19 protein-coding genes, 2 tRNA genes and 1 other RNA gene are annotated in these 23,545 nt (G+C 71.2%); 15 read left to right on the top strand and 7 right to left on the bottom strand.

The window, feature by feature from the left end; genetic code table 11:
* Window positions 1–14: 14 nt before the first annotated feature.
* From V1227_RS27100 to V1227_RS27085, 4 genes are read right to left on the bottom strand one after another with little or no spacing between them, the layout of a single operon-like run.
* Window positions 15–1,739 (bottom strand): hypothetical protein, encoded by a 1,725-nt coding sequence (locus tag V1227_RS27100; protein WP_329788248.1) that lies wholly within the window; start codon window positions 1,737–1,739, stop codon window positions 15–17.
* Between the two features lie 19 nt (window positions 1,740–1,758).
* The gene (locus tag V1227_RS27095) at window positions 1,759–3,309 is read right to left on the bottom strand and encodes a fibronectin type III domain-containing protein (RefSeq protein WP_329788247.1); all 1,551 of its coding nucleotides are present in this window, start codon (window positions 3,307–3,309) and stop codon (window positions 1,759–1,761) included.
* A gap of 9 nt (window positions 3,310–3,318) precedes the next feature.
* Entirely contained in the window at window positions 3,319–4,266 is a 948-nt protein-coding gene (locus V1227_RS27090; RefSeq protein WP_329788246.1) for a prephenate dehydrogenase, read from the bottom strand.
* Window positions 4,267–4,293: 27 nt separating this feature from the next.
* Window positions 4,294–5,499 (bottom strand): M20 metallopeptidase family protein, encoded by a 1,206-nt coding sequence (locus tag V1227_RS27085; RefSeq protein ID WP_329788245.1) that lies wholly within the window; start codon window positions 5,497–5,499, stop codon window positions 4,294–4,296.
* 60 nt (window positions 5,500–5,559) lie between these two features.
* Here V1227_RS27085 and V1227_RS27080 point away from each other — a divergent pair, with 60 nt between their 5' ends.
* From V1227_RS27080 to V1227_RS27065, 4 genes are all read left to right on the top strand, one after another.
* Entirely contained in the window at window positions 5,560–6,048 is a 489-nt protein-coding gene (locus tag V1227_RS27080) for a tRNA adenosine deaminase-associated protein (protein WP_329788244.1), read from the top strand.
* A gap of 14 nt (window positions 6,049–6,062) precedes the next feature.
* Window positions 6,063–6,494 (top strand): nucleoside deaminase, encoded by a 432-nt coding sequence (locus V1227_RS27075; RefSeq protein ID WP_329794124.1) that lies wholly within the window; start codon window positions 6,063–6,065, stop codon window positions 6,492–6,494.
* A gap of 32 nt (window positions 6,495–6,526) precedes the next feature.
* Window positions 6,527–6,611: transfer RNA gene (locus V1227_RS27070), tRNA-Ser, on the top strand.
* Between the two features lie 581 nt (window positions 6,612–7,192).
* Window positions 7,193–9,622: an endonuclease/exonuclease/phosphatase family protein gene (locus tag V1227_RS27065; RefSeq protein WP_329788243.1), complete on the top strand. Its 2,430-nt coding sequence runs from the start codon at window positions 7,193–7,195 to the stop codon at window positions 9,620–9,622.
* Window positions 9,623–9,647: 25 nt separating this feature from the next.
* On the opposite strand, the gene V1227_RS27060 is transcribed toward V1227_RS27065, so the two are convergent.
* Together V1227_RS27060 and V1227_RS27055 are read right to left on the bottom strand one after the other, a co-directional pair.
* Window positions 9,648–10,289 carry a GOLPH3/VPS74 family protein gene (locus tag V1227_RS27060; protein WP_329788242.1) on the bottom strand — a complete coding sequence of 214 codons (642 nt, stop codon included), beginning with the start codon at window positions 10,287–10,289 and terminating at the stop codon, window positions 9,648–9,650.
* 60 nt (window positions 10,290–10,349) lie between these two features.
* Window positions 10,350–10,434 (bottom strand) — tRNA-Ser (locus V1227_RS27055).
* Window positions 10,435–10,563: 129 nt separating this feature from the next.
* On the opposite strand from V1227_RS27055, the gene V1227_RS27050 reads away from it, so the two are divergent.
* From V1227_RS27050 to V1227_RS27015, 8 genes are all read left to right on the top strand, one after another.
* A complete protein-coding gene (locus tag V1227_RS27050) occupies window positions 10,564–10,902 on the top strand; it encodes a YciI family protein (RefSeq protein WP_329788241.1) in 339 nt (112 codons plus the stop codon).
* Window positions 10,903–10,906: 4 nt separating this feature from the next.
* Window positions 10,907–12,085, top strand: coding sequence for an RNA polymerase sigma factor (locus tag V1227_RS27045; protein ID WP_329788240.1), 1,179 nt, complete (start codon window positions 10,907–10,909; stop codon window positions 12,083–12,085).
* Window positions 12,082–12,579, top strand: coding sequence for a maleylpyruvate isomerase family mycothiol-dependent enzyme (locus V1227_RS27040; protein ID WP_329788239.1), 498 nt, complete (start codon window positions 12,082–12,084; stop codon window positions 12,577–12,579). Before V1227_RS27045 ends, V1227_RS27040 begins: the two co-directional genes overlap by 4 nt.
* A gap of 92 nt (window positions 12,580–12,671) precedes the next feature.
* An RNA gene (gene ffs / locus V1227_RS27035) (signal recognition particle sRNA small type) lies at window positions 12,672–12,766 on the top strand.
* Window positions 12,767–12,797: 31 nt separating this feature from the next.
* Window positions 12,798–14,849, top strand: a complete 2,052-nt coding sequence (locus V1227_RS27030) for a DNA polymerase III subunit gamma and tau (RefSeq protein WP_329788238.1) — start codon at window positions 12,798–12,800, stop codon at window positions 14,847–14,849.
* Between the two features lie 133 nt (window positions 14,850–14,982).
* Entirely contained in the window at window positions 14,983–15,285 is a 303-nt protein-coding gene (locus V1227_RS27025; RefSeq protein ID WP_329794123.1) for a YbaB/EbfC family nucleoid-associated protein, read from the top strand.
* 4 nt (window positions 15,286–15,289) lie between these two features.
* Entirely contained in the window at window positions 15,290–15,898 is a 609-nt protein-coding gene (gene recR / locus V1227_RS27020; RefSeq protein WP_090097787.1) for a recombination mediator RecR, read from the top strand.
* Complete coding sequence (locus V1227_RS27015; RefSeq protein ID WP_329788237.1) at window positions 15,895–16,416, top strand: uridine kinase family protein; 522 nt, start codon at window positions 15,895–15,897, stop codon at window positions 16,414–16,416. Before recR ends, V1227_RS27015 begins: the two co-directional genes overlap by 4 nt.
* On the opposite strand, the gene V1227_RS27010 is transcribed toward V1227_RS27015, so the two are convergent.
* Entirely contained in the window at window positions 16,392–19,670 is a 3,279-nt protein-coding gene (locus tag V1227_RS27010) for an AfsR/SARP family transcriptional regulator (RefSeq protein WP_329788236.1), read from the bottom strand. The genes V1227_RS27015 and V1227_RS27010 overlap by 25 nt on opposite strands.
* Window positions 19,671–19,886: 216 nt before the next feature.
* Here V1227_RS27010 and V1227_RS27005 point away from each other — a divergent pair, with 216 nt between their 5' ends.
* Genes V1227_RS27005 through V1227_RS26995 form a run of 3 tightly spaced genes read left to right on the top strand, consistent with a single transcriptional unit; the run spans window position 19,887 to window position 23,543 of the window.
* Window positions 19,887–21,566 carry an ABC transporter substrate-binding protein gene (locus V1227_RS27005; RefSeq protein ID WP_329788235.1) on the top strand — a complete coding sequence of 560 codons (1,680 nt, stop codon included), beginning with the start codon at window positions 19,887–19,889 and terminating at the stop codon, window positions 21,564–21,566.
* A 43-nt stretch (window positions 21,567–21,609) separates the two neighbouring features.
* Entirely contained in the window at window positions 21,610–22,614 is a 1,005-nt protein-coding gene (locus V1227_RS27000) for an ABC transporter permease (protein ID WP_090097650.1), read from the top strand.
* A gap of 5 nt (window positions 22,615–22,619) precedes the next feature.
* Complete coding sequence (locus V1227_RS26995) at window positions 22,620–23,543, top strand: ABC transporter permease (protein ID WP_329788234.1); 924 nt, start codon at window positions 22,620–22,622, stop codon at window positions 23,541–23,543.
* Window positions 23,544–23,545: the final 2 nt, after the last annotated feature.

The raw sequence follows: 23,545 nt of genomic DNA, 5'->3' as shown, positions 1-23,545 counted from the left end.
CCATCTTGGGCCAATCAGGGCTTGAGCAAAAAGGGGACGTAACCCGTTTCGGGGTGCACTCCCTGATCGGTGCTGAACGCCTTCACCTCGACCGCGTGGGCGCCGGGGCTCAGCGCCGCCGTGTTGAGTGAGATCCGCCACCGGCCCGCTGCGGCGGGACCGTCGGCCGTGGTGGGAACGGTGGCGATGTGCGTGCCGTCGAGCCTGACCTCGAACCCGGCGAGGCCCGCCACGGCCGCGTCCAGGGCGTTGACGCGGACCTCCAGCACCACGCGGCCCCGGTTGAACGCGGCACCGTTCCCGATGGGCTGCCCACCGGCGTCCAGGACCTCGGGGACGGGATCGGCGAGCGCCGGTTTCGCGTCGACCAGAGGGGTCGAGTTCTCGCGTTGGGTGATGCTCTGCGGGCCGGTCAGCTCGACGTCGGTGTGGGTGACCTGGATGCGCTCCTGCGTCACCAGCTGCACGTCCACGGTGTCGGTGAACGCCTCCCGCGGCAGGTCGGCGACGGCCGGGTACTCCGCGCCGGGCTTCCACGGCGTGCCCTCGACCGCCGGCCTGATCGGCACCTCGACGCCGTTGACCCTCACCGCCGGGACGGGCGCGCCTTCACGGGACGGGATGAGCGCGATGCGCAGCTGACCCGCGGTGACGTCCGCCAGGGGGCTCGCGCCGGTGCTCGCCGGACCGTCCACGCGCACCTGCGGTGTCGGGCCCGTGGGCGGGGTGTCGGCCCTGGCGGTCCGGTAGCCGATCAGGTCGACGCCCGCGCGGATCCGGTCGCCCGCGAGCGCCGCGAAGCCGACCAGCGCCGTCGCCTCGCGCCACTGCGGCACGAACGACGAGGTGGCGACGACGTCACCGTCGCGCACGACCTGGACGCCCGCGGAGGTCAGCACGACCTCCCAGCGCACGGTCACGCCCGGCAGCGCGGGCGGGAGCGGCTTGACGGCGGTGCCGTTCGGCACCAGTTCGACGACCGAGTTGCCGGCGGCGTCGGTCGAGACCGTGGCGCGGACGGTGTTCGGCGGCACCGGGTCGCCCTGGACGCTGACCGGGCCGGGCACGAGGTCGAGCAGCAGCTTGCCGCCGGTGCCCGGAGCGTCGGTCTCGACCACGAGCCGGCTCTCGTCGTCACCGCGCGCGAACGGCGTGCGCGCCCTCAGCGTCACGGCGCGGGTGCCGCAACTGCTGCCGACCACGAGCCGGTCGTGGTCTTCCTCGTCACCCGAGGTGGCGCGGGCGCAGTCGGTGCGCTTGGAGAGCCGCCACCGCCGCAGGTCGGGTTCGGCGGGGCTGTCGAAGCGGTCGACGAACGTGTACGGGGCGTTGTCCGCGCGCGGGGTCGCCCTGGTCCTCGCGGGCTGCGACCGCTGGCCGAAGGAGTCGACCGCGCGGATCTCGACCTCCTGCTCGCGGTCGTTCAGCAGGCCGTTGAGCTGCGTGCCCGGCCGCGTGACGAGCTTGGTCTTCTCGCCCCACCGCACCTCGTACGCGGGCGCGTCGCCGGACCAGGTGAGCTGGATCCTGTGGTGGCCGGCGCGCGCGACCACGTTCGAGGGCGTGCCCGGACGGCCCTGCGGACCCGGCACCAGCACCTGCTCCGCCGCGTACGCCCTGAGCTTCGTCGGCGGCGGTGCGGCGGTGGGCAGGGTCGAGTCGCTCCCGCCGGTGTCGCGCAGCACGAGCACGCCCGCCACCAGCGCGAGGCCCGCGACAGCGAAGGCGACCCGCTTCATAGCGGTCACGCTAGGGCGTTCACCCCAGTGCGAACACGGTTTCCGCGATAACGGGTTCGCCACCGTCCGCCGGAAGGACGCCGAGCTCGAGCCGAGCGCTCGCCCCGACGCCCAGGGCCGCGGTGTCGAGCCAGAACTCGTGCCTGCCGGGGACCGCGGAGCCCTGCTCGTCGGTGGGCAGCGCGGCGATCCGCTTCCCGTCCAGCTCGAGCTCGACGCCGCGGTGCCCGATCGCGTTCACCTCGGCGGTGACGAGGACACGGCCCTTGCGCGGCAACGGCTGCGGCGGCTTCGTGCCGTCCTCGTGCACCACGTGCAACCGCGGCGCCCCGGTCTTCATGCCGCCGGGGCGGTCGGAGAGCCGGGGGAGGGCCTGGGGACGGCTCTCGGGCTTGCGGATGACCACGAGCCGAGCCTGCTGCGCGGCGGCGACCTTCCCGGTGGTCAGGGGCAGGTCGGAGACCGTGACCTGGCGGCCGGGCACCGGCGAGACGAGCTTCGCCGCGACGGCGTCCTGCGGCAGCTCGACGTCCTTCTCGAGCGGGATGACCTCGGTGGGCACGACCCGTTCCGGCACGCCGCCGACGCCGAACGCGTCGAGGAACCCGCCGCCGTCGATCCGGATCCGCGGGTGCACCAGCCGTTCGGTGATCGCGACGGGCTCGTAGGCGACCACGACGCCGTCCCGCAGCGCCACGACGGCGTCCGGCAGCACCCGCATCTCCCACCGGTGCCGCACGCCCGCGACGAGCCCGGTCGTCTGCGAGTCGCCGAGGGTGATCTGCCTGCCGGTGCGGGACAGGTCCGGGTCGGCGATGATCCGCGTGCCCTGCGTCGTGACGTCGAGGCTGACCGAGCCCTTCGGCTGCGCGTCGGTCTCCTCCAGGTACTGCCACGGGTCGGGCAGCAGCGTCAGCCGCACGTGGCTCGACTCGACCGCGCCCGCGACGCTGACGACCGCGCGGCCGGTGGCGCCGTCCGCGGCGGGCATCCCGAACCGGAGGGGCGTGTTCGACTGGAAGGCCGCCGTCGGGCAGTCGACGTCGATGCGCCTGGCCTGCCCGAACGGCCGCAGCCCGAGGCACTCCGGTTCCGCCAGGACCCGCCACTTGCGCGGGTCCAGCGCCTCCGGTCCGTCGAACCTGTCGACCTGGCCGACGAGCCGGTCGTCCCACCGGTCGTCGTAGAGGTCCTCGGGCGTCGCGCTGATCAGGAGCGGCTCGGACCGCCTGCCGGTCGCGCTCACCGCGCGGACCTCGACGGACGTCTCCGCGTCGGGGTCCAGCCCCGGCAGCTCCACCTCGGGGGTCGGGACGAGCTGGACGTTGCCGTTCCAGCGCACCTCGTACGCCGACGCCGAGCCGTTCCAGGCGACCTGCAACGCGTCCACGTCCAGCGCCTGCGTCCGCGGGTTGGCGGGCTTCACCGGCTCCTGCGGCGCGACGACCTCGACGCCGTCCGCGATCTCCCGCTCGAGCGTGCCCGGCGCGTCACCGGTCCGGAGCGCCACCACGGCGGCCACGACGAGCGCGAGACCACCGAGCCCACCGGCGAGGGTCCGTCGATCCACCCGGCGACCCTACGACGTTTCCGCGACGGCGGTGCTGCCGTTCAGCCCAACCACGCGCCCGCCGCGCGACCCGAGGTTCCGCAACGCCGCCAGTGCCCCCGGCTTGGTCAGGTCGATCGTGACGCCGGTCCGCCGCGGCTGGTCGACCAGCGCGTTCCTGCCCTCGTGACCCGCCTCGATCGTCTTCGCGAGGCCACCGGTCGACGCGAGCGAGCCGCGTGCCGCGCCGAGCCTGCCGAGGGCGTCGTCGACGGCCATCAGCAGCGCGTCCCGGTTGCCCTCGCACATCGCGCGGACCAGTTCCGGCCTGCTCCCGGCGACGCGCGTGCCGTCCCCGAAGCTGCCCGCCGCGAGGGCCATCGCGAGAGGTCCGCCGTCGGCCCCGACCGCCGCGAGGACCGCCGCCATGATGTGCGGCAGGTGGCTGATCCGCGCCACCGCCTCGTCGTGCTCCTCCGGCGTCGTGGGCACGACGTGCGCTTTCAAGTCGAGCGCGAGCCGCATGACGTCGTTGAGGTGGTCGTCGGCCTCCTCGGGCGTGACGACCCAGGCGGCGTTCTCGAACAGCGTGGCGCTGCCCGCGTCCCAGCCGCTCCTGCTCGTGCCGGCCATGGGGTGCCCGCCGACGAACCGCGCGTGCGGCGCGTACCGGTGCACGGCGTCGTGGACGGGACCCTTCACGCTAGTGACGTCCGTGAGCCGCGTGCCCGCGGGGACCTTGCGCAGCAGGTCCGGCAGCGCGGGCAGCGGCACCGCGAGGACGACGAGAGCTTCCCGGCTGCGGCCGAGGGCCTCGTCCACCGTCGTGATGTCGAAGCCCTCGGCGCGCGCCTTGTCCGCGTCGTCCCTGCTCGCCGTCGCACCCCACACCGTGCGCCCGGCAGCTTTGGCGGCCCGCAGCACGGAGCCGCCGATCAGTCCCAGTCCGATCACGCACACGTCTCGCACGGCGCTCATCATTCCGTGCCGCACGTGTGCGGCGAACTACCGGAGGGCGTCCAGCGCGAACGCCGCGTACATCGCGACCCCGTGCTCCATCGCGGCCTCGTCGAACAGCACCCGGTTCGAGTGGTTCGGCGCGGCCTCCTCCAGGTCGATCCCGCGCGGGCACGCCCCGAGGAACGCCATCGCCCCCGGCACCCTCTGCAGCACGTACGAGAAGTCCTCCGCGCCCATCAGCGGGTACTCCATCGGCTCGCTCCACGAGGCGCCCATCGCCCGGGCCGCGAGGTCGACCACGTGCTTGCCGACGGCGTCGTCGTTCACCGTCACCGGGTAGCCAGGGACGATGCTGACCTCGGCATGGCACCCGTAGGCGGCGGCCGTGTGCTTCACGGCCTGCTTGAGCTCCTTGTGCACGAGCGCGCGCGTCGCCTCGGACAACGTCCTGATCGTCCCGTCCAGGGTCGCGACCTCGGGGATGATGTTCGTGGTCGTACCGGCGTTGATCTGCGCGACCGTCACCACCGCGGGCTCGTGCACGCTGATCCGCCGGCCGAGCATCGTCTGGATCGCACCGACCATCGCCGCCGCCGCGGGCACCGGGTCGAGCGCGTTGTGCGGCATCGCGCCGTGGCCGCCGCGGCCCTTCACGTGCACGTGGAACGTGTCCGCGGACGCCATCATCGGGCCGGGCCGGCACGTCACCACGCCCGACTTGAGCGTGGACGTGATGTGCAGGGCGAACGCCTTCTCCACGCCGTCGTCGAGCAGGCCTTCCTCGATCATGTACCGGGCGCCGTGGTGGCCCTCCTCGCCCGGCTGGAACATGAAGAGCACGCGCCCCTTGAGCGCGTCCCGCCGGTCCGCGAGCAGCCGTGCGGACGAGGCCAGCATCGCGACGTGCGTGTCGTGGCCGCAGGCGTGCATGTTGCCGTCCACTTCGGACGCGTACGGCAGCCCGGTGTCCTCCTGCAGCGGCAGCCCGTCCATGTCGCCGCGCAGCAGCACGGTCGGCCCCGGCTGGTCACCCTCGAGCACCGCCACGACGGAGGTCGTCGACTCGCCCTTCGTGACCTTCAGCGGCAGCCCGTCCAACGCGTGCAGGATCGCCGCCTGCGTCTTGGGGTTCTGCAGGCCCTGCTCGGGGTGCTTGTGGATCTGACGGCGCAGCGCCACCGTGCGGGGCTGCAGCGCGCGCGCCCCTTCGAGCAGTCCGGCGAGACGGGGGTCCGGCGTAGTTGTGCTCATCCACCGATGGTGCCACCACCTCGGCTACCGGGAAGGTCGTCTGGGCCCTACGGTGTGCTCATGACACAGCAGGAGCCGGTCAACGGCTTCGCGGTCGCGGTGGTCCGGGAGGACGGCCGCTGGCGGTGCAGCAGGATGGACAGCTCCGCGCTGTCGGAGCTGGACGCGGCGATCACGGAGCTGCGCCGGCTGAGGTCGACGGGAGCCGTGTTCGGGCTCCTCGCCGTCGACGACGAGTTCTTCATCATCCTCAGGCCCGTGCCGGGCGGCGTGGCGCTGCTGCTCTCGGACGCGGCCGCCGCCCTCGACTACGACATCGCGGCCGACGTGCTCGACCTGCTGCGCGTCGACCCCCCGGACGAGGAGGACAACGAGCTCTGGCCGGAAGGCGACCTCGGCGTCCTCTCCGACCTCGGCATGCCCTCGCACGAGCTCCAGATCATCGTCGACCAGGTCGACCTCTACCCGGACGAGCAGCTCCAGATGATCGCCCAGCGCATCGGCTTCATCGACGAGTTCACGAAGCTGCTCGACACGATCGAAGCGTGACCACCCCGGAGGACATGGTCCGCGCGGCCCTGCGCGCGGCCTCGGCGTCGGGCGCGGACGTCCCGATCGGCGCCGTCGTCTACGCACCGGACGGCACGGTGCTCGCCGAGGCCTGCAACGCCCGCGAAGCGCTGGGCGACCCGACCGCCCACGCCGAGGTCCTGGCCCTGCGCGAGGCGGCCTCCCGCTACGGCGACGGCTGGCGCCTCGACGGCTGCACCCTCGCGGTCACCCTGGAACCGTGCACGATGTGCGCCGGCGCGCTCGTCCTGGCACGTGTTTCCCGTCTCGTCTTCGGCGCCTGGGAGCCCAAAACGGGCGCCGTCGGCTCGCTCTGGGACGTCGTGCGCGACCGCCGGCTCAACCACCGCCCCGAGGTCCAGGGCGGCGTGCTGGAGCAGGAGTGCGCTGACCTGCTGGAACGCTTCTTCCGGACCCAGCGTTAAGCCGGTGGATCGGGCTGTGTATTGTTCTTACCGGTGGCGTGTCCGAGCGGCCGAAGGAGCACGCCTCGAAAGCGTGTGAGGTGCAAGCCTCCGTGGGTTCAAATCCCACCGCCACCGCTGCTCAGAGCCCCGGTTGCCGATCATGGCAACCGGGGCTCTGACGTTTGGTGGCATTCGTGGTGGCGATCAAGCCTGCCGGGCGCAGCAGTGGAAGCTCTCCCGCGCCGCATCTTCCGAGTTGAGAGCCGTGACCGGTTCACCCATATCGACGACAGCAGCCGTGTGCCGTTGCGGGAGAAGTCGATCTCCGGAACTCTGTCGCGCAGCACCGAGCCGGCCCAGTGGTGGGCGTGGCCGAGGTGGCGGAGCAGCTGGGTAAGCGTCCGGTCCGGGGTCAACGCACCTGAAAGCCCAGTTCAGCGGCAATCAGGGCGGACGCGGGCGGCGAAGGCCGGTTGACGATCTCGGCGCAGCGGCGCTCGTGGCCGGAAGTCCTACTCCGGGAGTTGTAGGGACGCCGGCCGGTGCCTGGGAGGGGCCCACAGGCCGGCGTTCCGAGATCGAGCATACACCATGATCGAACACTTGTTCGAGTGATGATTGATGGGCCAACCGGTTAACCGTTAGTAACAACGGCTACCAAAGCTCACACGATCGGGGAAAGATGCGTCGGTCCGCCGCATCCCCTGGAGGAAGTTTTGAGACCCACCCTGCCGGTCGTCGGCACAGCGGTGGCGGCACTCGTGCTCGCCGCCGCCCCGGCCGTCGCCGCACCCAGCACCGACGCGTTGATCTCCGAGGTCTACGGAGGCGGCGGCAACTCCGGCGCCACGCTGACGCAGGACTTCGTCGAGCTGGCCAACAAGGGCGCCGCCCCGTTCGCCCTCGACGGCTTCAGCGTCCAGTACATCTCGGCGAGCCCCGGCGCGACCACGCAGTGGGGCGTCACGCCGCTGACCGGTTCGATCGCGCCCGGCAAGACGTTCCTCGTCGCGCAGGCCAAGGGCACGGGCGGCACGGTCGAGCTGCCCGCCCCGGACGCCACCGGCACGATCGCCATGAGCGGCGCCAACGGCACCATCGCGCTGGTCAGCGGCACCGCGCCGCTCACCTGCAAGACGGCCGCCGACTGCGCCGCCGACACGCGGGTCAAGGACCTCGTCGGCTACGGCTCGGCCGCCGTCCGCGAGGGTGCCGCGACGGGCGCCCTGAGCAACACGACCTCGGCGTCGCGCACCGCGGGTGACACCGACGACAACGCCGCCGACTTCACCGTCGGCGCGCCCACCCCGACCAACTCCAAGGGCGAGACCCCGGGCGGCGGCAACCCGGATCCCGACCCGGACCCCACCCCCGGCGACAAGCGCATCCACGACGTCCAGGGCGTCACGCGCGTCTCGCCGCTGGTCGGCCAGAAGGTCACCAACGTCCCCGGCGTCGTCACCGGCACGCGCGCCACGGGTGACCGCGGCTTCTGGATCCAGGACGTCACCGGCCAGGACGACGACCCGCGCACCAGCGAGGGCGTCTTCGTCTACACGGCCGGCACCGCGCCGACCGTGGCCGTCGGCGACAGCGTGCTCGTCAGCGGCACGGTCGCCGAGTACCGGCCGGGCGGTGAGACGGGCTCCAACCAGACCCTCACCGAGATCACCTCGCCCACCACGATCACCGTGTCGAAGGGCAACCCCGTCCCGGCGCCGGTCGTCGTGAAGAACGTCCCTGCCGGCTACCTGCCCGCTCCGGGCGGCAGCATCGAGCAGCTCCCGCTGGAGCCCGCCAAGTACGGCCTCGACCACTTCGAGTCGCTCGAGGGCACGCTGGTCCAGGTCGACGACGCCCGCGTGGTCGGCCCGAGCAACTCCTTCGGCGAGGTCTGGGTCACGGTCAACCCCGACCAGAACCGCAACCAGCGCGGTGGCACCACCTACACCGCCTACGACCAGCCCAACAGCGGCCGCCTGAAGATCAAGGCCGTCGGCACGCTGCCGGCCGCCGACGTCGGTGACGTGTTCGCCGGCGCGACCGTCGGTGCGCTCGAGTACACGAACTTCGGCGGCTACACGCTGGCGGCGCTCACGCTCGGCACGCACACGTCCTCCAACCTGCAGCGCGAGATCACCGCGCAGCAGAAGCAGGCCGAGCTCTCGGTCGCGACCTACAACGTCGAGAACCTCGACCCGTCCGACCCGCAGGCGAAGTTCGACCGCCTCGCGGACGGCGTCACGACCAACCTGCGCAGCCCGGACGTCGTCGTGCTGGAGGAGATCCAGGACAACAACGGCGCCACCAACGACGGTGTCGTGGCGGCGGACCAGACGCTGCGGAAGTTCTCGGACGCGATCGTCGCCAAGGGCGGCCCGCGCTACGAGTGGCGCCAGATCGACCCGGAGAACCTCAAGGACGGCGGCGAGCCCGGCGGCAACATCCGCGTCGGCTTCTTCTTCAACCCGCAGCGGGTGTCCTTCGTGGACCGTCCGGGCGGCGACTTCTCCACGCCGGTCCAGGTCGTGAAGAAGAACGGCCGCGCGGCGCTTTCCGTGTCACCCGGCCGGATCGACCCGCTGAACGACGCGTGGGCGAACAGCCGCAAGCCGCTCGCCGGCGAGTTCAAGTTCCGCGGCCGCACGGTCTTCGTCGTCGCGAACCACTTCAACTCCAAGGGTGGCGACGAGGCGATCCACGGCCGCAACCAGCCGCCGAACCGCTCGTCCGAGGTGCAGCGCGGCAAGCAGGCCGCGGCGCTGAAGGCGTTCACGGAGCAGATCCGCGCGGTCGACAAGGGCGCCAACGTCGTCCTCGCGGGCGACCTGAACGACTACCAGTTCTCGCCGGCGCTCAAGACGCTCACCGGCGACGGCAACCTCAAGGCGCTGATCGACACGCTGCCCGCCGCCGAGCGGTACAGCTACGTCTTCGAGGGCAACTCGCAGACGCTCGACCACCTCGTGGTGAGCAAGAACATCACGCGCTTCAGCTACGACGTGGTCCACATCAACGCCGAGTTCGCCGACCAGGCGAGCGACCACGACCCGCAGATCGTCCGCGCCCGCCCGTCCACGGGTGACGCGAACGTCGACCGGGTCGTGTTCGCCCTCGAGGACATCCTCGACTGCCTGGAGAGCTGACGGTTCGACCGCTGCCGTCGCCGCGTCAGCCAGACGACGCGGCGGCGGCAGCCGCCGTCGCGGCCACCACCCCGGCCTGGATCGCCTCGACCGCCCTGCGCACGGCGTCGCCCGCCCAGTTGCCGGCGGCGATCTCCTTGGCCCGCCTGGTCAGATCGCGCTTCTCGCCCCTGACCACCTTGTGCACGGCCTTCACCGCGTACAGCAACGTGATCAACGACCCCGTGCGCGCATCCGCACCCCGGTACCCGAGCGCGACCTCGCCGACGGCCTTGCGCACCGCGTCGGCCCCCGGCTCGTCGGTGATCACGTAGCTCTTGCCGGGGAAGATCCCGAGCACCTTCCGCGGTTCGACCCGGACGGCACCACGGCTCTCCAGGTGCGCGATCACGTTGTCGCGCACCTTCTTCCGCAGGCGCTCGACCGCCTTCTGCGGCTTCATCGGCTTGTCGATCCTCGCCAGCGACTCCCGCAGCAGCGGGTCCTCGAGCGGCGTCGGGTCGACGACCTGGAGCTTCTTGCCGTTGGGCTCGAACGCGACACGCCCCGAGTTCACCAGCTCGATGAGCACGGCTCCCGCGAGCGCGTTCTCCGCCGACGCCGAGTCGACGTGCAGCTTTCCGTTCTGCTGGTTGATGAACAGCAGCATCAGCTCTTCGGGCAGCATCATGCAACGGTAACGCCAGAAGGGCGCCGAACGGTGAACGTTCGGCGCCCTTCGAGCGAGCGGAGGATACGGGATTTGAACCCGTGAGGGGGTGAACCCAACACGATTTCCAGTCGTGCGCACTAGGCCGCTATGCGAATCCTCCGTGGAGAACCTTACCGGACGGGTGTTCCGGGGCCCAAAACGGGGGTCGCCGGAAAAAGTCCGGTGGCCGTGTCGATCTGGCGGGGACCCGCTCGTCGTGATCCCGTAAGACCGAACCCAGGAGGCAACCGTGAAGTACATGCTGTTGATCCACGCGGCCGCTGACCAGCAGTCGAGCTGCACCGTCGAGGACTGGACCTCCTACGAGAAGGAGATGAGGGACGCGGGGGTCCTGGTGTCCGGGCACTCGCTCGCCGACCTCGTCACCGCGACCACCGTCCAGGTCGGGCCGGACGGCAGGCGGACCGTCACGGACGGGCCGTTCGCCGAGACCCGCGAGGTGCTCGGCGGCTACAACGTCATCGACGTGCCCGACCTCGACGCGGCGCTCGAGTGGGCGGCGAAGTGCCCCGGCTCGCGGGACGGCGGGGCCGTCGTCGTGCGGCCGATCGCCGAGTTCGACTTCTGATCCCGTGAACGTCGAGCAGGTGTTCCGGGAGGAGCGCGGCAGGCTGCTCGCGACGCTGGTCAAGCGCTTCGGCGACCTCGACCTGGCCGAGGAGGTCACCTCCGACGCGATCGAGGCGGCGCTGCGGCACTGGCCGGTGGACGGGGTGCCGGACCGGCCCGGCGCGTGGTTGCTCACGACCGCGCGCCGCAAGGCCGTCGACCGCCTGCGCCGCGACCGGGTGTACGCGGCGCGGCTCGCGTTGCTGCAGGTCGAGTTCTCGCGGGCGGACGCGCCGGCGGGGGAGTCGTTGCCGGACGAGCGGCTGGAGCTGTTCTTCACGTGCGCGCACCCGGCGCTGGCGGAGGAGGACCGCGGCGCGCTGGTGCTGCGGTGCCTGGCCGGCTTCACGACGCCGGAGGTCGCGCGGGCGTACCTGGTGCCGGTCACGACCATGCAGCAGCGGATCGTGCGGGCGAAGAAGAAGATCAAGCAGGCCCGCATCCCGTTCCGCGTGCCCGACCCGCACGAGCTCCCGGAACGCCTGCCCGGTGTGCTGCAGGCCCTCTACTCGATCTTCACCGAGGGCTACGCGGCGCAGCGGGCCGACCTCGCCGACGAGGCGGTCCGGCTGGCGAGGATCCTGCGGAACCTGTTGCCGGACCGCGAGGTCACGGGTCTGCTGGCGTTGATGCTGCTCGTCCACGCGCGCCGGGACGCCCGTCCCGCCCTGCTGGAGGACCAGGACCGTTCGCTCTGGGACCGCGACATGATCGCCGAGGGCAGCGCATTGGCCGAGCGCGCGCTGACGGGTGGATACGGTCCGTACGGCGTGCAGGCGGCCATCAACGCGTTGCACGACGAGGCACCGGACTTCGCCGGCACCGACTGGCCGCAGATCGTGGCGCTCTACGACGTGCTGGCCGAGCTGACGCCGTCGCCCGTCGTCGCGCTGAACAGGGCCGCCGCGATCGCCATGCGCGACGGGGCGGTGGCGGGGCTCGCGCTGCTCGACGCGCTGGCCGACGAGCCCAAGCTCCGCGACTACCACCCGTACCGGGCGGCCCGCGCCGACCTGCTGCACCGCCTGGGCCGCGACGCCGAGGCCGCGCAGGCCTACCGCGAGGCCATCGCGCTCGCGGGCACCGGCACCGAACAGGACTTCCTGCGCCGCAGGCTGGCCGCTGTCGAAGGGCGATCATGATCATGAAGTGGCTGGAGGCCGAACGCCTGGGCGTCGCCGACCTCCTCGAGGACCTGACCGACGACGAGTGGCGCAGGGAGACGCTCTGCGCGGGCTGGACCGCGCAGGAGATGGCCGCCCACCTGACCACGTCGACCCGCACGGGCTGGCGCGACGTGCTCACCGGGGTGGTGAGGGCGCGCTTCGACTGGGAGCGCATGGAGGACACCAGGGCCCGCGAGATCGCCGCGCGGTTCACCCGGCAGGAGCTGATCGCGCGGATCCGCGCGACCGCCGCCTCCCCGAAGCGCGCTCCGATGGCGTCCCCGATCGACCCGCTGGTCGACTTCCTCGTCCACGGCCAGGACGTCGCCCGCCCGCTGGGCCGCGTCCGCGAGATGCCGCCCGAACCGGCTGAGGCCGCCCTGGAACACGTGCTGAAGAGCCCGTTCTGGGGAGCCCGCAAGCGTTTCGGGACACCGGAATCCCCGATCTACCGGTCCCCGACCTGCTGATGCTCGCCACCGGCCGGAAGTTGTCCACAGGTGGGGACAACGCTGTGGGTAGATCGAACATGCGTTCGAAGTAGAGGGTTCGCTACACTTGCGTCGGACCTCGTGCGGCACACATCTCGCGAACCTCCCCAGGGCCGGAAGGCAGCAAGGATAAGCGGGCTCTGGTGGGTGCACGGGGTCCCCTTTTCGTGTCGGGGCCCACCGGTACTGTCTGCGGCGTGGCGCTCGCTCTGTATCGCAAGTACCGACCGGCCACGTTCTCCGAGGTCGTCGGCCAGGAGCACGTGACCGACCCCCTGCGCACCGCGCTGGCGGCGGGCCGGGTGAACCACGCGTACCTGTTCAGCGGCCCCCGGGGCTGCGGCAAGACCTCGTCGGCCCGCATCCTGGCGCGCTCGCTGAACTGCGCGAAGGGCCCGACCCCCGACCCGTGCGGCGAGTGCAACAGCTGCATCGGCCTCGCTCCCAACGGCAGCGGCAGCGTCGACGTCGTCGAGCTCGACGCGGCGTCGCACGGCGGTGTGGAGGACGCCCGCGACCTCCGCGACAAGGCCTTCTACGCCCCGGCCGAGTCCAAGTACCGCGTCTTCATCATCGACGAGGCGCACATGGTCACCACGCAGGGCTTCAACGCCCTGCTGAAGATCGTCGAGGAGCCGCCGGACCACCTGATCTTCATCTTCGCCACCACCGAGCCGGACAAGGTCCTCCCGACCATCCGCTCGCGCACGCACCACTACCCGTTCCGCCTGATCCCGCCCGGCGTGATGCGCACCCTGCTCGAACGCAACTGCGCCGCCGAGGGCGTGGCCGTCGAACCGGCCGTCTTCCCGCTGGTCATCCGCGCGGGCGGCGGCTCGGCCCGCGACACCCAGTCGGTCATGGACCAGCTCCTGTCCGGCGCGGGCCCGGACGGCGTGAAGTACGAACGAGCCATCACGCTCCTCGGCGTCACCGACTCGGCCCTGATCAACGACGTGGTCGACGGCCTCTCCGCCGGCGACGGCGCGGCGGTCTTCGGCACCATCGACCGCCTGGTGGACGCGGGCCACGACCCCCGCCGCTTCGCGAGCGACCTCCTGGACCGCCTCCGCGACCTGGTCCTGCTCTGCGCCGTCCCGGACGCCGCGGACCGCAACCTGGTCAGCGCCCCGGAGGACGAGCTGGCCACGATGGCGGCCCAGGCTGAACGGATCGGCCCTGCGACGCTGACCCGCTACGCCGAGATCGTGCACCAGGGCCTCGTCGACATGCGAGGAGCCACGGCCCCGCGCCTGCTCCTCGAACTGCTCGTCTCCCGCATGCTCCTGCCGTCGGTGAGCCAGTCCGAAGCGGCCCTGCTCCAGCGCCTGGAACAACTGGAACGCCGCCCCCCGGCCGCCATCGCGGCCGGCTCGGGCGACGGCGCCGCCCCCGCCGGCGGCCCGGTCTTCACCCGCAGGTCCCAGCAGGCAGCGGAACCGGCACCCGCGGACCCCCCGAGGCAGCCGGAGCCGCAGCGCCCGGCACCCCAGCCCGCCGCCGTGACCCCGGCACCGACCCCGGCACCGACCCCGACCCCGGCACCGACCCCGACGCCGGCCCCGGCCCCGGTGGCAGCCCCGGTGCAGGCACAGCCGACCGCGCCGGTCGCCACCGCCGCGCCTTCCGCTCCTGTCGCGGCACCCGCCCCGGCCCCCATCGCGGAAGCCGGTGCGATGGACGCGACGGCGGTCCGCCGGATCTGGTCCGAACTGCTGGCCGCGGTCCGCTCCAGCAGCCGGAGCACCGAGGCGATGCTGACCAACGCCGTGGTCAGCGAGGTGGACGGCAACGTCGTCACCATCACCCACACCTCGGCCCCCCTGGCCCGCCGCCTGGCGGAGCCGCGCAACACCGAGGCCATCGCCGCGGCCCTGTCCACGGTGCTCGGCGGCACCTGGCAGGTCCGCTGCACCCACGGAACCCCTGGCGCCACCCCCCAGGCCGCGGCCCCGGCCAAGGCGTCCCGCCCGGCCCCGGTCCGCCCGAGCCAGGCGCAGAACGCCCGCCAGCCGGAACCCCAGCAACGCCCGGCACCACGCCCGCCGGTGGACGACGTCCCACCCCCGCCGGAACCGCCCGAGCCCGACGACCCGCTGCCGCCGGAACCGGACGACGAAGAGGCGATGCTGGCCGAGGCCGCCCGCCCGGCGGACCCGGACAGCACCCCCGAGGCGAAGGACCCGGAATCGGTGATGCTGAAGCTGCTGGCGGACGAGTTGGGCGCCCGGCCGCTGAAGAAGGCCTGACGTCCGAGCCGAGCCGCCAGAGCGACAGGCGTGCCGTCAACCCGCCGAAAGGCACCCGTACGCTGGACGCGACCCACGAAAGACCAAGTACCACCCACCGAGAGGACCAGCGGTGCAACCCGGTCAGTTCGACATGCAGGCCCTGCTCCAGCAGGCCCAGAACATGCAGCAGCAGATGGCAGAAGCCCAGCAGCAGCTGGCCGAAACCGAGGTCACCGGCAACGCGGGCAACGACCTCGTGAAGGCCACCGTCACCGGCGGCGGCGAGCTCGTGAGCCTCACCATCGACCCGAAGATCGTGGACCCGGAGGACGTCGAAACCCTCCAGGACCTGGTGATCGCCGCGATCAAGGACGCCAACACCAAGGCGCAGCAGCTGGTCGAGCAGAAGCTCGGCCCGCTCGCCCAGGGTGGCCTCGGCGGACTGCTCGGCTAACACCATGTACGAGGGCCCGGTACAGGACCTGATCGACGAGCTGGGCAGGCTCCCGGGCGTCGGCCCGAAGAGCGCGCAGCGGATCGCCTTCCACCTCCTCGCCACGGAACCCGCTGACATCGAGCGGCTCCAGCACGCGCTGCAGAAGGTCAAGGAGGGCGTGGTCTTCTGCGACGTCTGCGGCAACGTGTCCGCCGAGACGAGGTGCCGGATCTGCCGGGACCCCAAGCGGGACCTGAGCCTGGTCTGCGTGGTCGAGGAGCCGAAGGACGTCCAGGCGATCGAGCGGACCAGGGAGTTCCGGGGGCGCTACCACGTCCTGGGTGGCGCGCTCGACCCGTTGAGCGGGATCGGGCCCGACCAGTTGCGCATCCGGCAGCTGCTCAACCGGATCGGCACGGCGACCGACGGGGTCGACATCTCCGAGGTCATCATCGCCACGGATCCGAACACCGAGGGCGAGGCGACGGCCACCTACCTGGTCCGGATGCTCAGGGACTTCCCGGGGCTCACCGTCACGCGGCTCGCCAGCGGGCTGCCGATGGGCGGCGACCTGGAGTTCGCCGACGAGCTCACGCTGGGGCGTGCGCTATCTGGTCGCCGCAGCATGTGACAGCGGCCCCACCGCGGCTGGGCGGCACACGCCTGGTCGCGGTGGACGGCCCGTCGGGCGCGGGCAAGTCGACGTTCGCGAGGCAGCTCGCCGAGGAGATCGGCGCGCAGCTGATCAGCACCGACCACTTCGCCACGTGGGACGACCCGACGACGCGGTGGTGGCCCCGGCTGTGGCGGGCACTCGACGCCGTGGCGAGCGGCTCACCCGGCCGCTACCGGAAAACTGACTGGTCCCAAGGGTTTCCGTGCATCGGCGAAGGCGACGAAGTCACGATCGCTCCACACGGGACGGTCATCCTGGAGGGGTTCTCGTCGGCCAGGAAGGCGAACACCCGCCTGAGCTGCGCGATCTTCGTCGACCACCCCGACGAACGGGTGAGGCTGGAGCGGGCCGTCGCCCGTGACGGCGAGGAGCACCGCGAGCACTTCCTGCGCTGGCAGCAGTACGAAAGAGGCTGGTTCGCGGTCGACGAGACCAGGGCCAGGGCTGACTACGTTGTCACGTCGAGCAGTTGAGCCCGCACGACGGAAGCCTCGGGTGTCCCGATCGCGCTGAACACGTCCAGCGCGGACGACCAGTGCGCGCGGGCGGCGGCGTAGTCGCCCAGCGCGGAGGAGGCGTCGCCGGCCAGCTGCAGGGCGCGCCCGAACACCCACCGGTGGCCTGAGTCGGAACCGGCCGCGGCGGCACGCAGTGCGCAGTCGAGGGCGGCGGACGCGTCCGAGGTGTCGAGGTGGGTGCGGCCGAGAACGAGCAGCACCTCCATCTCGGCCAGGCGGAACTGCGACCGGCCCGCCTCGTCCAGCGCCGAGGTGGCCGTCGCCAGGGCTTCCTCGTAACGGCCGAGAGCGCGGTACGTCGACGCGAGGCCGCGGCGGGCCGAGCAGATGCCCCACGAGTAGCCGGTCTCGACCGCGATCGTGAGCGCCGACGAGAACTGCTCCAGGGCCTCCTCGTGGCGGCCTGCGCCCTCCAGGGCGCGGCCGAGCAGGTTCCGGGCGTCGCAGACGCTCTTCACGTTCTCCAGGTCCTGCGCGATCCGCATGGCGGCGGACGCCTCGACGGCCGCCTCCTCGTAGCGGCCGCGCATGATCAGCGTGATGGCCATGCCCTCGTGCATCGTGTGGCCGAAGTTGCGGGCTGCCGCACGTTCGTACAGCTCGCTCGCGCGCACGAAGTACGACGCACCCAACTCCGGCTCACCGCGTGACGCGTAGACCTCGCCGAGAGCACGCATCGAGTTTGCCTGCGTGATCCACGAGTCGATGCGCGTGCCGGCTTCCAGTGCCTCCTCGAACGTCGCGGCGGCGCGGTCGAGCTGGCCGAGCTGCATGTAGACGCCGCCGAGGTTGAACAGGGCGTTCGCGAGCACCTGCAGCGCACCGACCCGGCGGGCGATCACCAGGGCGCGTTCGAGGTGGTCGGCGGCCTGCTCCAGCTCGCCCAGGTCGATGTGGACGCTGCCCGCGTTCGACAGCACGGCCGCCTCGGCCTCCGGCAGGTCGATGCTCTCCTGCAGCGCGATGGCCTGCTGGTAGTGGCCCAGCGCGTTGCGGTGCCGGCCGGTCACCCAGTACAGCGTGCCGAGCGACGACTGCATCGCGAGCTGGCCGAGCTCGTCGCGGGGCGCGCGGGCGCCGAGCAGGCCCGCCTTGGCCGTCTCGCGCCACTCCGCGGTGAGGCCCTGCGTGTAGAAGTAGCCGCGCAGGGCGTCGGCCAGCTGCCACGGCGAGTTCTCCGGGTCGCGCTCGACGCAGTGGGCGACCAGGGTGACGAGGTTGGCGCGCTCGCAGTCGAGCCAGGCCAGGGCCTCGGTGCTGGTGCTGAACGTCCGCGGCACCACGCCGTCCAGCGGTGCGGGGCGCGGGAACCGGAAGAGCGTCGACTTCATCGCGGCCGTGGCGTTGTCGACCGACCGCACCGCCCAGTCGAACAGCCGCCGCAACGCGAGCAGCGAGTCGGCGCGACCCTCTTCGAACGCCAGGCGCTCGGCCGCGTAGTCGCGCAGGAGGTCGTGGAACTGGTAGCGCGACGGCGCGTGGTTCGAGATCAGGTTCGCGGTGGCCAGGCGGTCGAGGCGCCGGCGGGCGTCCTGCGTGGTCAGACCGGACAGGGCGGCCGCCATCTCGGGCGTGAAGTCCGTGCCGGGAACCAGCGACAGCACCCGGAACATCTGCGCGAGTTCCGGCTTCAGCGCCGTGTAGGAGAGGTCGAACGCCGCGTGCACCGCCACCCGTTCGTCGCCTTCCACGGCCAGGGCGGCGAGCCTGTTGCCCGCCCTCAGCTCCTCGACGTAGTCCGCGATGGACAGTTCGGGGCGCGACACGAGGTTGGCCGCTGCGATACGCAAAGCCAATGGCAGATGTGCGCACAGGGCCGCCAGCTCCAGCGCGGCGTCCTCTTGGGACGCGACTTCGTCCGCACCCAAAATGCCTGCGAGGAGTGACTTCGTCTCGTGCCAGTCGAGGACGTCGAGCCGCACGTTCGACGCCGCGTGCGAGACGGCCAGGCCGCGCAACGTGTCCCGCGACGTCACCAGCACCGCGCACCCCGGCGACCCCGGCAGCAGCGGCCGGATCTGCTCGGCGGACGACGCGTTGTCGAGCAGCAGCAGCACGCGCTGGCCGGTCAGCGTGGACCGGAACATCGCCTCCTGCTCGTCCTGGTCCAGCGGCACCTGGTCGGGTTCGGTGCCGAGCGCGCGGAGGAACCGCGGCAGCACGTCGACGGCGCTGAGCGGCGGGCCGGGGGCGTAGCCGCGCAGGTTGACGTAGAGCTGGCCGTCCGGGAAGTCCGCGCGCATCCGGTGCGCCGCGTGCACGGCCAGCGCCGTCTTGCCCACGCCCGGCGGCCCGGCCAATGTGACAACCGGCACACCCTGCGCTGTCCGCAGCAGCGCCACGATCAGCGACACGGCCTCGTCGCGGCCCACGAAGTCCGGGATGTCCGCCGGGAGCTGCGACGGGACGACCCGCTCGGGCTTCGCGGCGACCGGCGCACCCGAGACCGCCGTGGTCACCGCGCCGATCGAGCCGGACAGCACCTGGCTGTGCACGCGCCGCAGCTCGTCACCGGGGTCGATGCCCAGCTCGTCGCCCAGGAGCCGGGAAACGCGCTGGTAGGCGGCCAGCGCCTCGCTCTGGCGGCCCGAGCGGTACAGCGCCACCATCAGCTGCGCCCAGAACCGCTCGCGCAACGGGTGGTCGCTCGTCAGCCGGGACAGCTCCGCGACGAGCTCGCCGTGCCGGCCGAGCTCCAGGTCGACCTCGACGCGGCGTTCGAGCACGTGCAGGCGGCGCTCGTCGAGCCTCGGCACCTCGTCGCGGTGCAGGATCTCCGACGGCACGTCGACCAGCGCCGGGCCCCGCCAGAGCCCCAGCGCGGCGGTGAACGCGGCCGACGCGGCCTGCAGGTTCCCGGCGGCGCGCTCCTGTTCGCCCTGCTCGATCAACGGCTCGAAGCGCATCAGGTCGATGGTCTTCTCGTCGACGTCGATCAGGTAGCCGTCGGGCACGGTCCTGATCGGCACGGACGGTCCGAGCAGCTGCCGGAGCCTCATCACGTACGTCTGGAGGGTCGCGCGCGCCCGAGCGGGCGGATCGTCTCCCCACACGTTGCCGGCGAGCTCGTCCACGGACACCGAGGTGCCGACGCGCAGCAGCAACGACGCCAGCAGCGCGCGCTGCCGACCGGCCCTGACCAGCAACGGGTCGGAGTCGAGGAGGACCTGGAGGGGGCCGAGCACGCGGAACTCGACCTGCCTGCTCATACGACCTCCTCCCCGTGTCGTTGTCGTTTCTACAGCCTAGGAGAGCGTTCGACCCATCTGCGGTGCTCACGTTGGGTCAGCGGCCGTGCGCCGCACGTATCAGAATGCCTGGTCTAGTGGCCGGATCGTGACCTGAGTAACCCCGGACGGGGTATCTACAACGGTTATGGTCGGCGACCACACCGTGAGATGTGCGGATTGTCCAAGGGGTGTTTGATGGTCCACTCAGTAACGGCTCGCCGCCGTTGGGTTGCCGCGATCGGCTTCCTCAGCGTCAGCGCGCTCGCCCTGTCCGGTTGCGCGCAATCCCAGCGCGACTCAGGCGGCGGCGGCAAGGAAGGCGGCACGCTGACCTTCGGCGCCGCCGGCGCGCCGAAGCTCTTCGACCCGTTCTACGCGACTGACGGCGAGACCTTCCGGGTCTCCCGCCAGATGTTCGAGGGCCTGGTCGGCTTCAAGCCGGGTACCGCCGAGGTCGAGCCCGCGCTCGCCACGAAGTACGAGCCCTCCGCGGACGGCAAGACGTGGACGTTCACCCTCAAGGAGGGCGTGAAGTTCCACGACGGCACGGACTTCAACGCCGAGGCCGTCTGCTTCAACTTCAACCGCTGGTACAACCAGAAGGGCGCCGGCCAGTCCGACGCCGTCTCGCAGTACTGGCTGGACAACTTCGGCGGGTTCGCGACCACGCCGGACAAGCCCTCGCTGTACAAGTCCTGCACCGCCAAGGACCCGAAGACCGCGGTCATCGAGCTGAACGAGGTCACCTCGCAGTTCCCGTCGGTCCTCGGCTTCACGTCGTTCTCCATCTCCAGCCCCGAGGCGCTGAAGAAGTACGACGCGGACAACGTCCAGGCCGCCGGTGACGCGTTCACCTACCCGGCGTACGCGAACGAGCACCCGACCGGCACGGGCCCGTTCAAGTTCGGCAAGTACGACAAGGCCAACAACACCGTGGAGCTCGTGCGCAACGACGCCTACCACGGCACCAAGGCCAAGCTGGACAAGATCGTCTTCAAGATCATCCCGGACGAGACCGCCCGCAAGCAGGCGCTCAAGGCCGGCGACATCGACGGGTACGACCTGCCGAACGCCGCCGACTGGGCAGGCCTGAAGCAGGACGGCTTCAACGTCGCGATCCGCCCGGCGTTCAACGTGTTCTACCTGGGCATCAACCAGAAGAACAACCCGAAGCTCGCCGACCTCAAGGTCCGCCAGGCCCTGATGTACGCGATCAACCGCGAGCAGCTCGTCAAGTCGCAGCTGCCCGAGGGCGCCAAGGTCGCGACGCAGTTCATGCCGGACACCGTCAACGGCTACAACAAGGACATCAAGGCCGTCGGCTACGACGTCAACAAGGCCAAGTCGCTGCTGGCCGAGGCCGGCGCCTCCGACCTGACGCTGAAGTTCTACTGGCCGTCCGAGGTCACGCGTCCGTACATGCCGTCCCCGAAGGACCTGTTCGGCGCGATGTCCGGTGACCTGCAGGCCGCCGGCATCAAGCTCGAGGTCGTCACGAAGCCGTGGAACGGCGGTTACCTGACCGACGTCGACCAGGGCATCCCGGACCTGTTCCTGCTCGGCTGGACCGGTGACAACGGCACCGCGCACAACTGGGTCGGCACGTTCTTCGGCCGCACCGACAACCGCTTCAACACCGGTGTGTCGGCGTGGGGCAACACCCTGAGGGACGACCTGGCGAAGGCCAACTCCGAGCCGGACGAGGCCAAGCGCACCAAGCTCTACGAGGACGTCAACAAGCGGATCATGGAGGAGTACCTCCCCGCGATCCCGATCTCGCACTCCCCGCCCGCTCTGGTGTTGAAGTCGGACATCAAGGGTGTCGTCCCGAGCCCGCTGACCGACGAGAGGTTCGGCCCGGCCTCGAAGGGCTGAGCTGACCAGCTCCCACCACAAGAGAACAACGGGGTAGCTCAAAGTGCTCCGCTACACCATTCGACGGCTGGTCCAGCTGATCGGCGTGGTGCTGGTGCTCTCGATGTTGCTCTTCGCGTGGTTGCGACTTCTCCCAGGAGGGCCGGTTTCGGCCCTCCTGGGAGAACGCGCTACGCCGGAGTCGCGCGAAGCCCTCACCAAGCAGCTCGGCCTCGATCAGCCGATCTTCGTCCAGTACTTCAAGTTCCTCGGTCGCGCGGCGACCGGTGACTTCGGCGTCTCCACCGGTGTCCAACCCGGTGACTCGGCGCTCGACATCTTCCTCCAGCGGTTCCCCGCGACGATCGAGCTCAGCTTCTTCGCGATCCTGATCGCGATCGCGGTCGGCGTCCCGCTCGGGTACCTCGCCGCGAAGCGTCGCGGCGGCTGGTTCGACAACCTCAGCGTCATCGGTTCGCTGATCGGTGTCGCGGTGCCGGTGTTCTTCCTGGCCTACCTGCTCAAGGACGTGGCGTCGTCGGCGCTCGGCCTGCCCTCGCAGGGCCGCCAGGACGCCATCGACGCCACCCGCGTCACCGGGTTCTTCACCCTCGACGGCCTGATCACCGGCGAGATCGACGCGACGATCAACGCGCTGGAACACCTGATCCTGCCGGCGATCGCGCTCGCCACCATCCCGTTCGCGGTGATCTTCCGGATCACCCGCGCCGCGGTGCTGGACGTGCTCGACGAGGACTTCGTGCGCACCGCCGAGTCCAAGGGCCTCACCGCACCGGTGATCCGCCGCCGGCACGTGCTGCGCAACGCGATGCTGCCGGTCGTCACGACGATCGGCCTGCAGACCGGTGCGCTGCTGTCCGGCGCGGTGCTCACCGAGAAGGTGTTCTCCTTCGCCGGTGTCGGCCAGGCGCTCGCCATCGGGTTCGAACGGCGTGACTACCCGGTGCTGCTGCTGTTGATCATCATGGCCACGATCGTCTACGTCGTCGTGAACCTGCTGGTCGACCTCTCGTACGCGCTCATCGACCCGCGCATCAGGACGAGGTGAGCCCGGTGGCACTCGGAGTTTCCAAGAAGGAAAAGATCGACGGCCTCGCCGAGTCCGCGGGCGTCTCGCTCGCGGCGAGCGCGTGGAAGAGGCTCCGCCGCAGCCCGGTGTTCCTCACCGGCGCGGTGATCATCGGCATCTTCATCGTGCTGTCGCTGCTGTCGCCGTGGCTCGCGCCGCAGGACCCGTCCGTGCCGATGCTGATCGACCAGGTCGTGAAGGCGCGCAACGAGATCCCGCCGCCCCAGCCGGGCCACCTGCTCGGTGGTGACCTGCAGGGCCGCGACTTCTTCTCGCGCCTGCTCGTCGGCTCCCAGCAGACGCTCGTCGTGGGTGTCGGCGCGACGATCATCGGTCTGACCGGTGGCCTGATCCTCGGCACGCTCGCGGGCGCGCTCGGCGGCTGGGTCGACTCGATCGTCATGCGCATCGTCGACGTCATGCTCTCGCTGCCGTCGCTGCTGCTCGCGTTCTCGATCGCGGCGATGTTCGCGCGGCCCAGCCAGTTCACCGTGATCCTGGCGGTCGCGATCGTGCAGATCCCGGTGTTCGCGCGGTTGCTCAGGGGCTCGATGCTCGCGCAACGGCACAGCGACCACGTGCTGGCGGCGACCGCCCTGGGCGTGAAGAAGGGCGCGATCGTGTTCCGGCACATGCTGCCGAACTCGCTCAGCCCGGTGATCGTGCAGTCGACGCTCGTGCTGGCCACCGCGATCATCGAGGCGGCCGCGCTGTCGTTCCTCGGCCTCGGCAACCCGGACGACCGGCTGCCGGAGTGGGGGCAGATGCTCGGTGACGTGCAGAACGTCTTCGACACGCACCCGCACCTCGCCGCGTGGCCCGCGATCTGCATCATCATCGTCGCGCTCGGTTTCACCCTCATGGGCGAGACGCTGCGCGAAGCCCTCGACCCGAAGAACAGGCGGTGAGT

It is taken from the genome of Lentzea sp. DG1S-22 (assembly GCF_036321065.1).
Taxonomy (GTDB): domain Bacteria; phylum Actinomycetota; class Actinomycetes; order Mycobacteriales; family Pseudonocardiaceae; genus Lentzea; species Lentzea jiangxiensis.
The sequence above is the reverse complement of the archived record's forward strand: the minus strand, read 5'-3'. Positions and strand labels throughout refer to the sequence as shown.

What these genes read in the sequence shown, in the direction of transcription:
- V1227_RS27100 (WP_329788248.1), bottom strand. Translation starts at nt 1,739, where the DNA reads ATGAAGCGGGTCGCCTTCGCTGTCGCGGGCCTCGCGCTGGTGGCGGGC.
- V1227_RS27090 (WP_329788246.1), bottom strand. Translation starts at nt 4,266, where the DNA reads ATGAGCGCCGTGCGAGACGTGTGCGTGATCGGACTGGGACTGATCGGC.
- V1227_RS27085 (WP_329788245.1), bottom strand. Translation starts at nt 5,499, where the DNA reads ATGAGCACAACTACGCCGGACCCCCGTCTCGCCGGACTGCTCGAAGGG.
- V1227_RS27080 (WP_329788244.1), top strand. Translation starts at nt 5,560, where the DNA reads ATGACACAGCAGGAGCCGGTCAACGGCTTCGCGGTCGCGGTGGTCCGG.
- V1227_RS27075 (WP_329794124.1), top strand. Translation starts at nt 6,063, where the DNA reads ATGGTCCGCGCGGCCCTGCGCGCGGCCTCGGCGTCGGGCGCGGACGTC.
- V1227_RS27060 (WP_329788242.1), bottom strand. Translation starts at nt 10,289, where the DNA reads ATGCTGCCCGAAGAGCTGATGCTGCTGTTCATCAACCAGCAGAACGGA.
- V1227_RS27040 (WP_329788239.1), top strand. Translation starts at nt 12,082, where the DNA reads ATGATCATGAAGTGGCTGGAGGCCGAACGCCTGGGCGTCGCCGACCTC.
- V1227_RS27025 (WP_329794123.1), top strand. Translation starts at nt 14,983, where the DNA reads ATGCAGGCCCTGCTCCAGCAGGCCCAGAACATGCAGCAGCAGATGGCA.
- recR (WP_090097787.1), top strand. Translation starts at nt 15,290, where the DNA reads ATGTACGAGGGCCCGGTACAGGACCTGATCGACGAGCTGGGCAGGCTC.
- V1227_RS27010 (WP_329788236.1), bottom strand. Translation starts at nt 19,670, where the DNA reads ATGAGCAGGCAGGTCGAGTTCCGCGTGCTCGGCCCCCTCCAGGTCCTC.
- V1227_RS27005 (WP_329788235.1), top strand. Translation starts at nt 19,887, where the DNA reads ATGGTCCACTCAGTAACGGCTCGCCGCCGTTGGGTTGCCGCGATCGGC.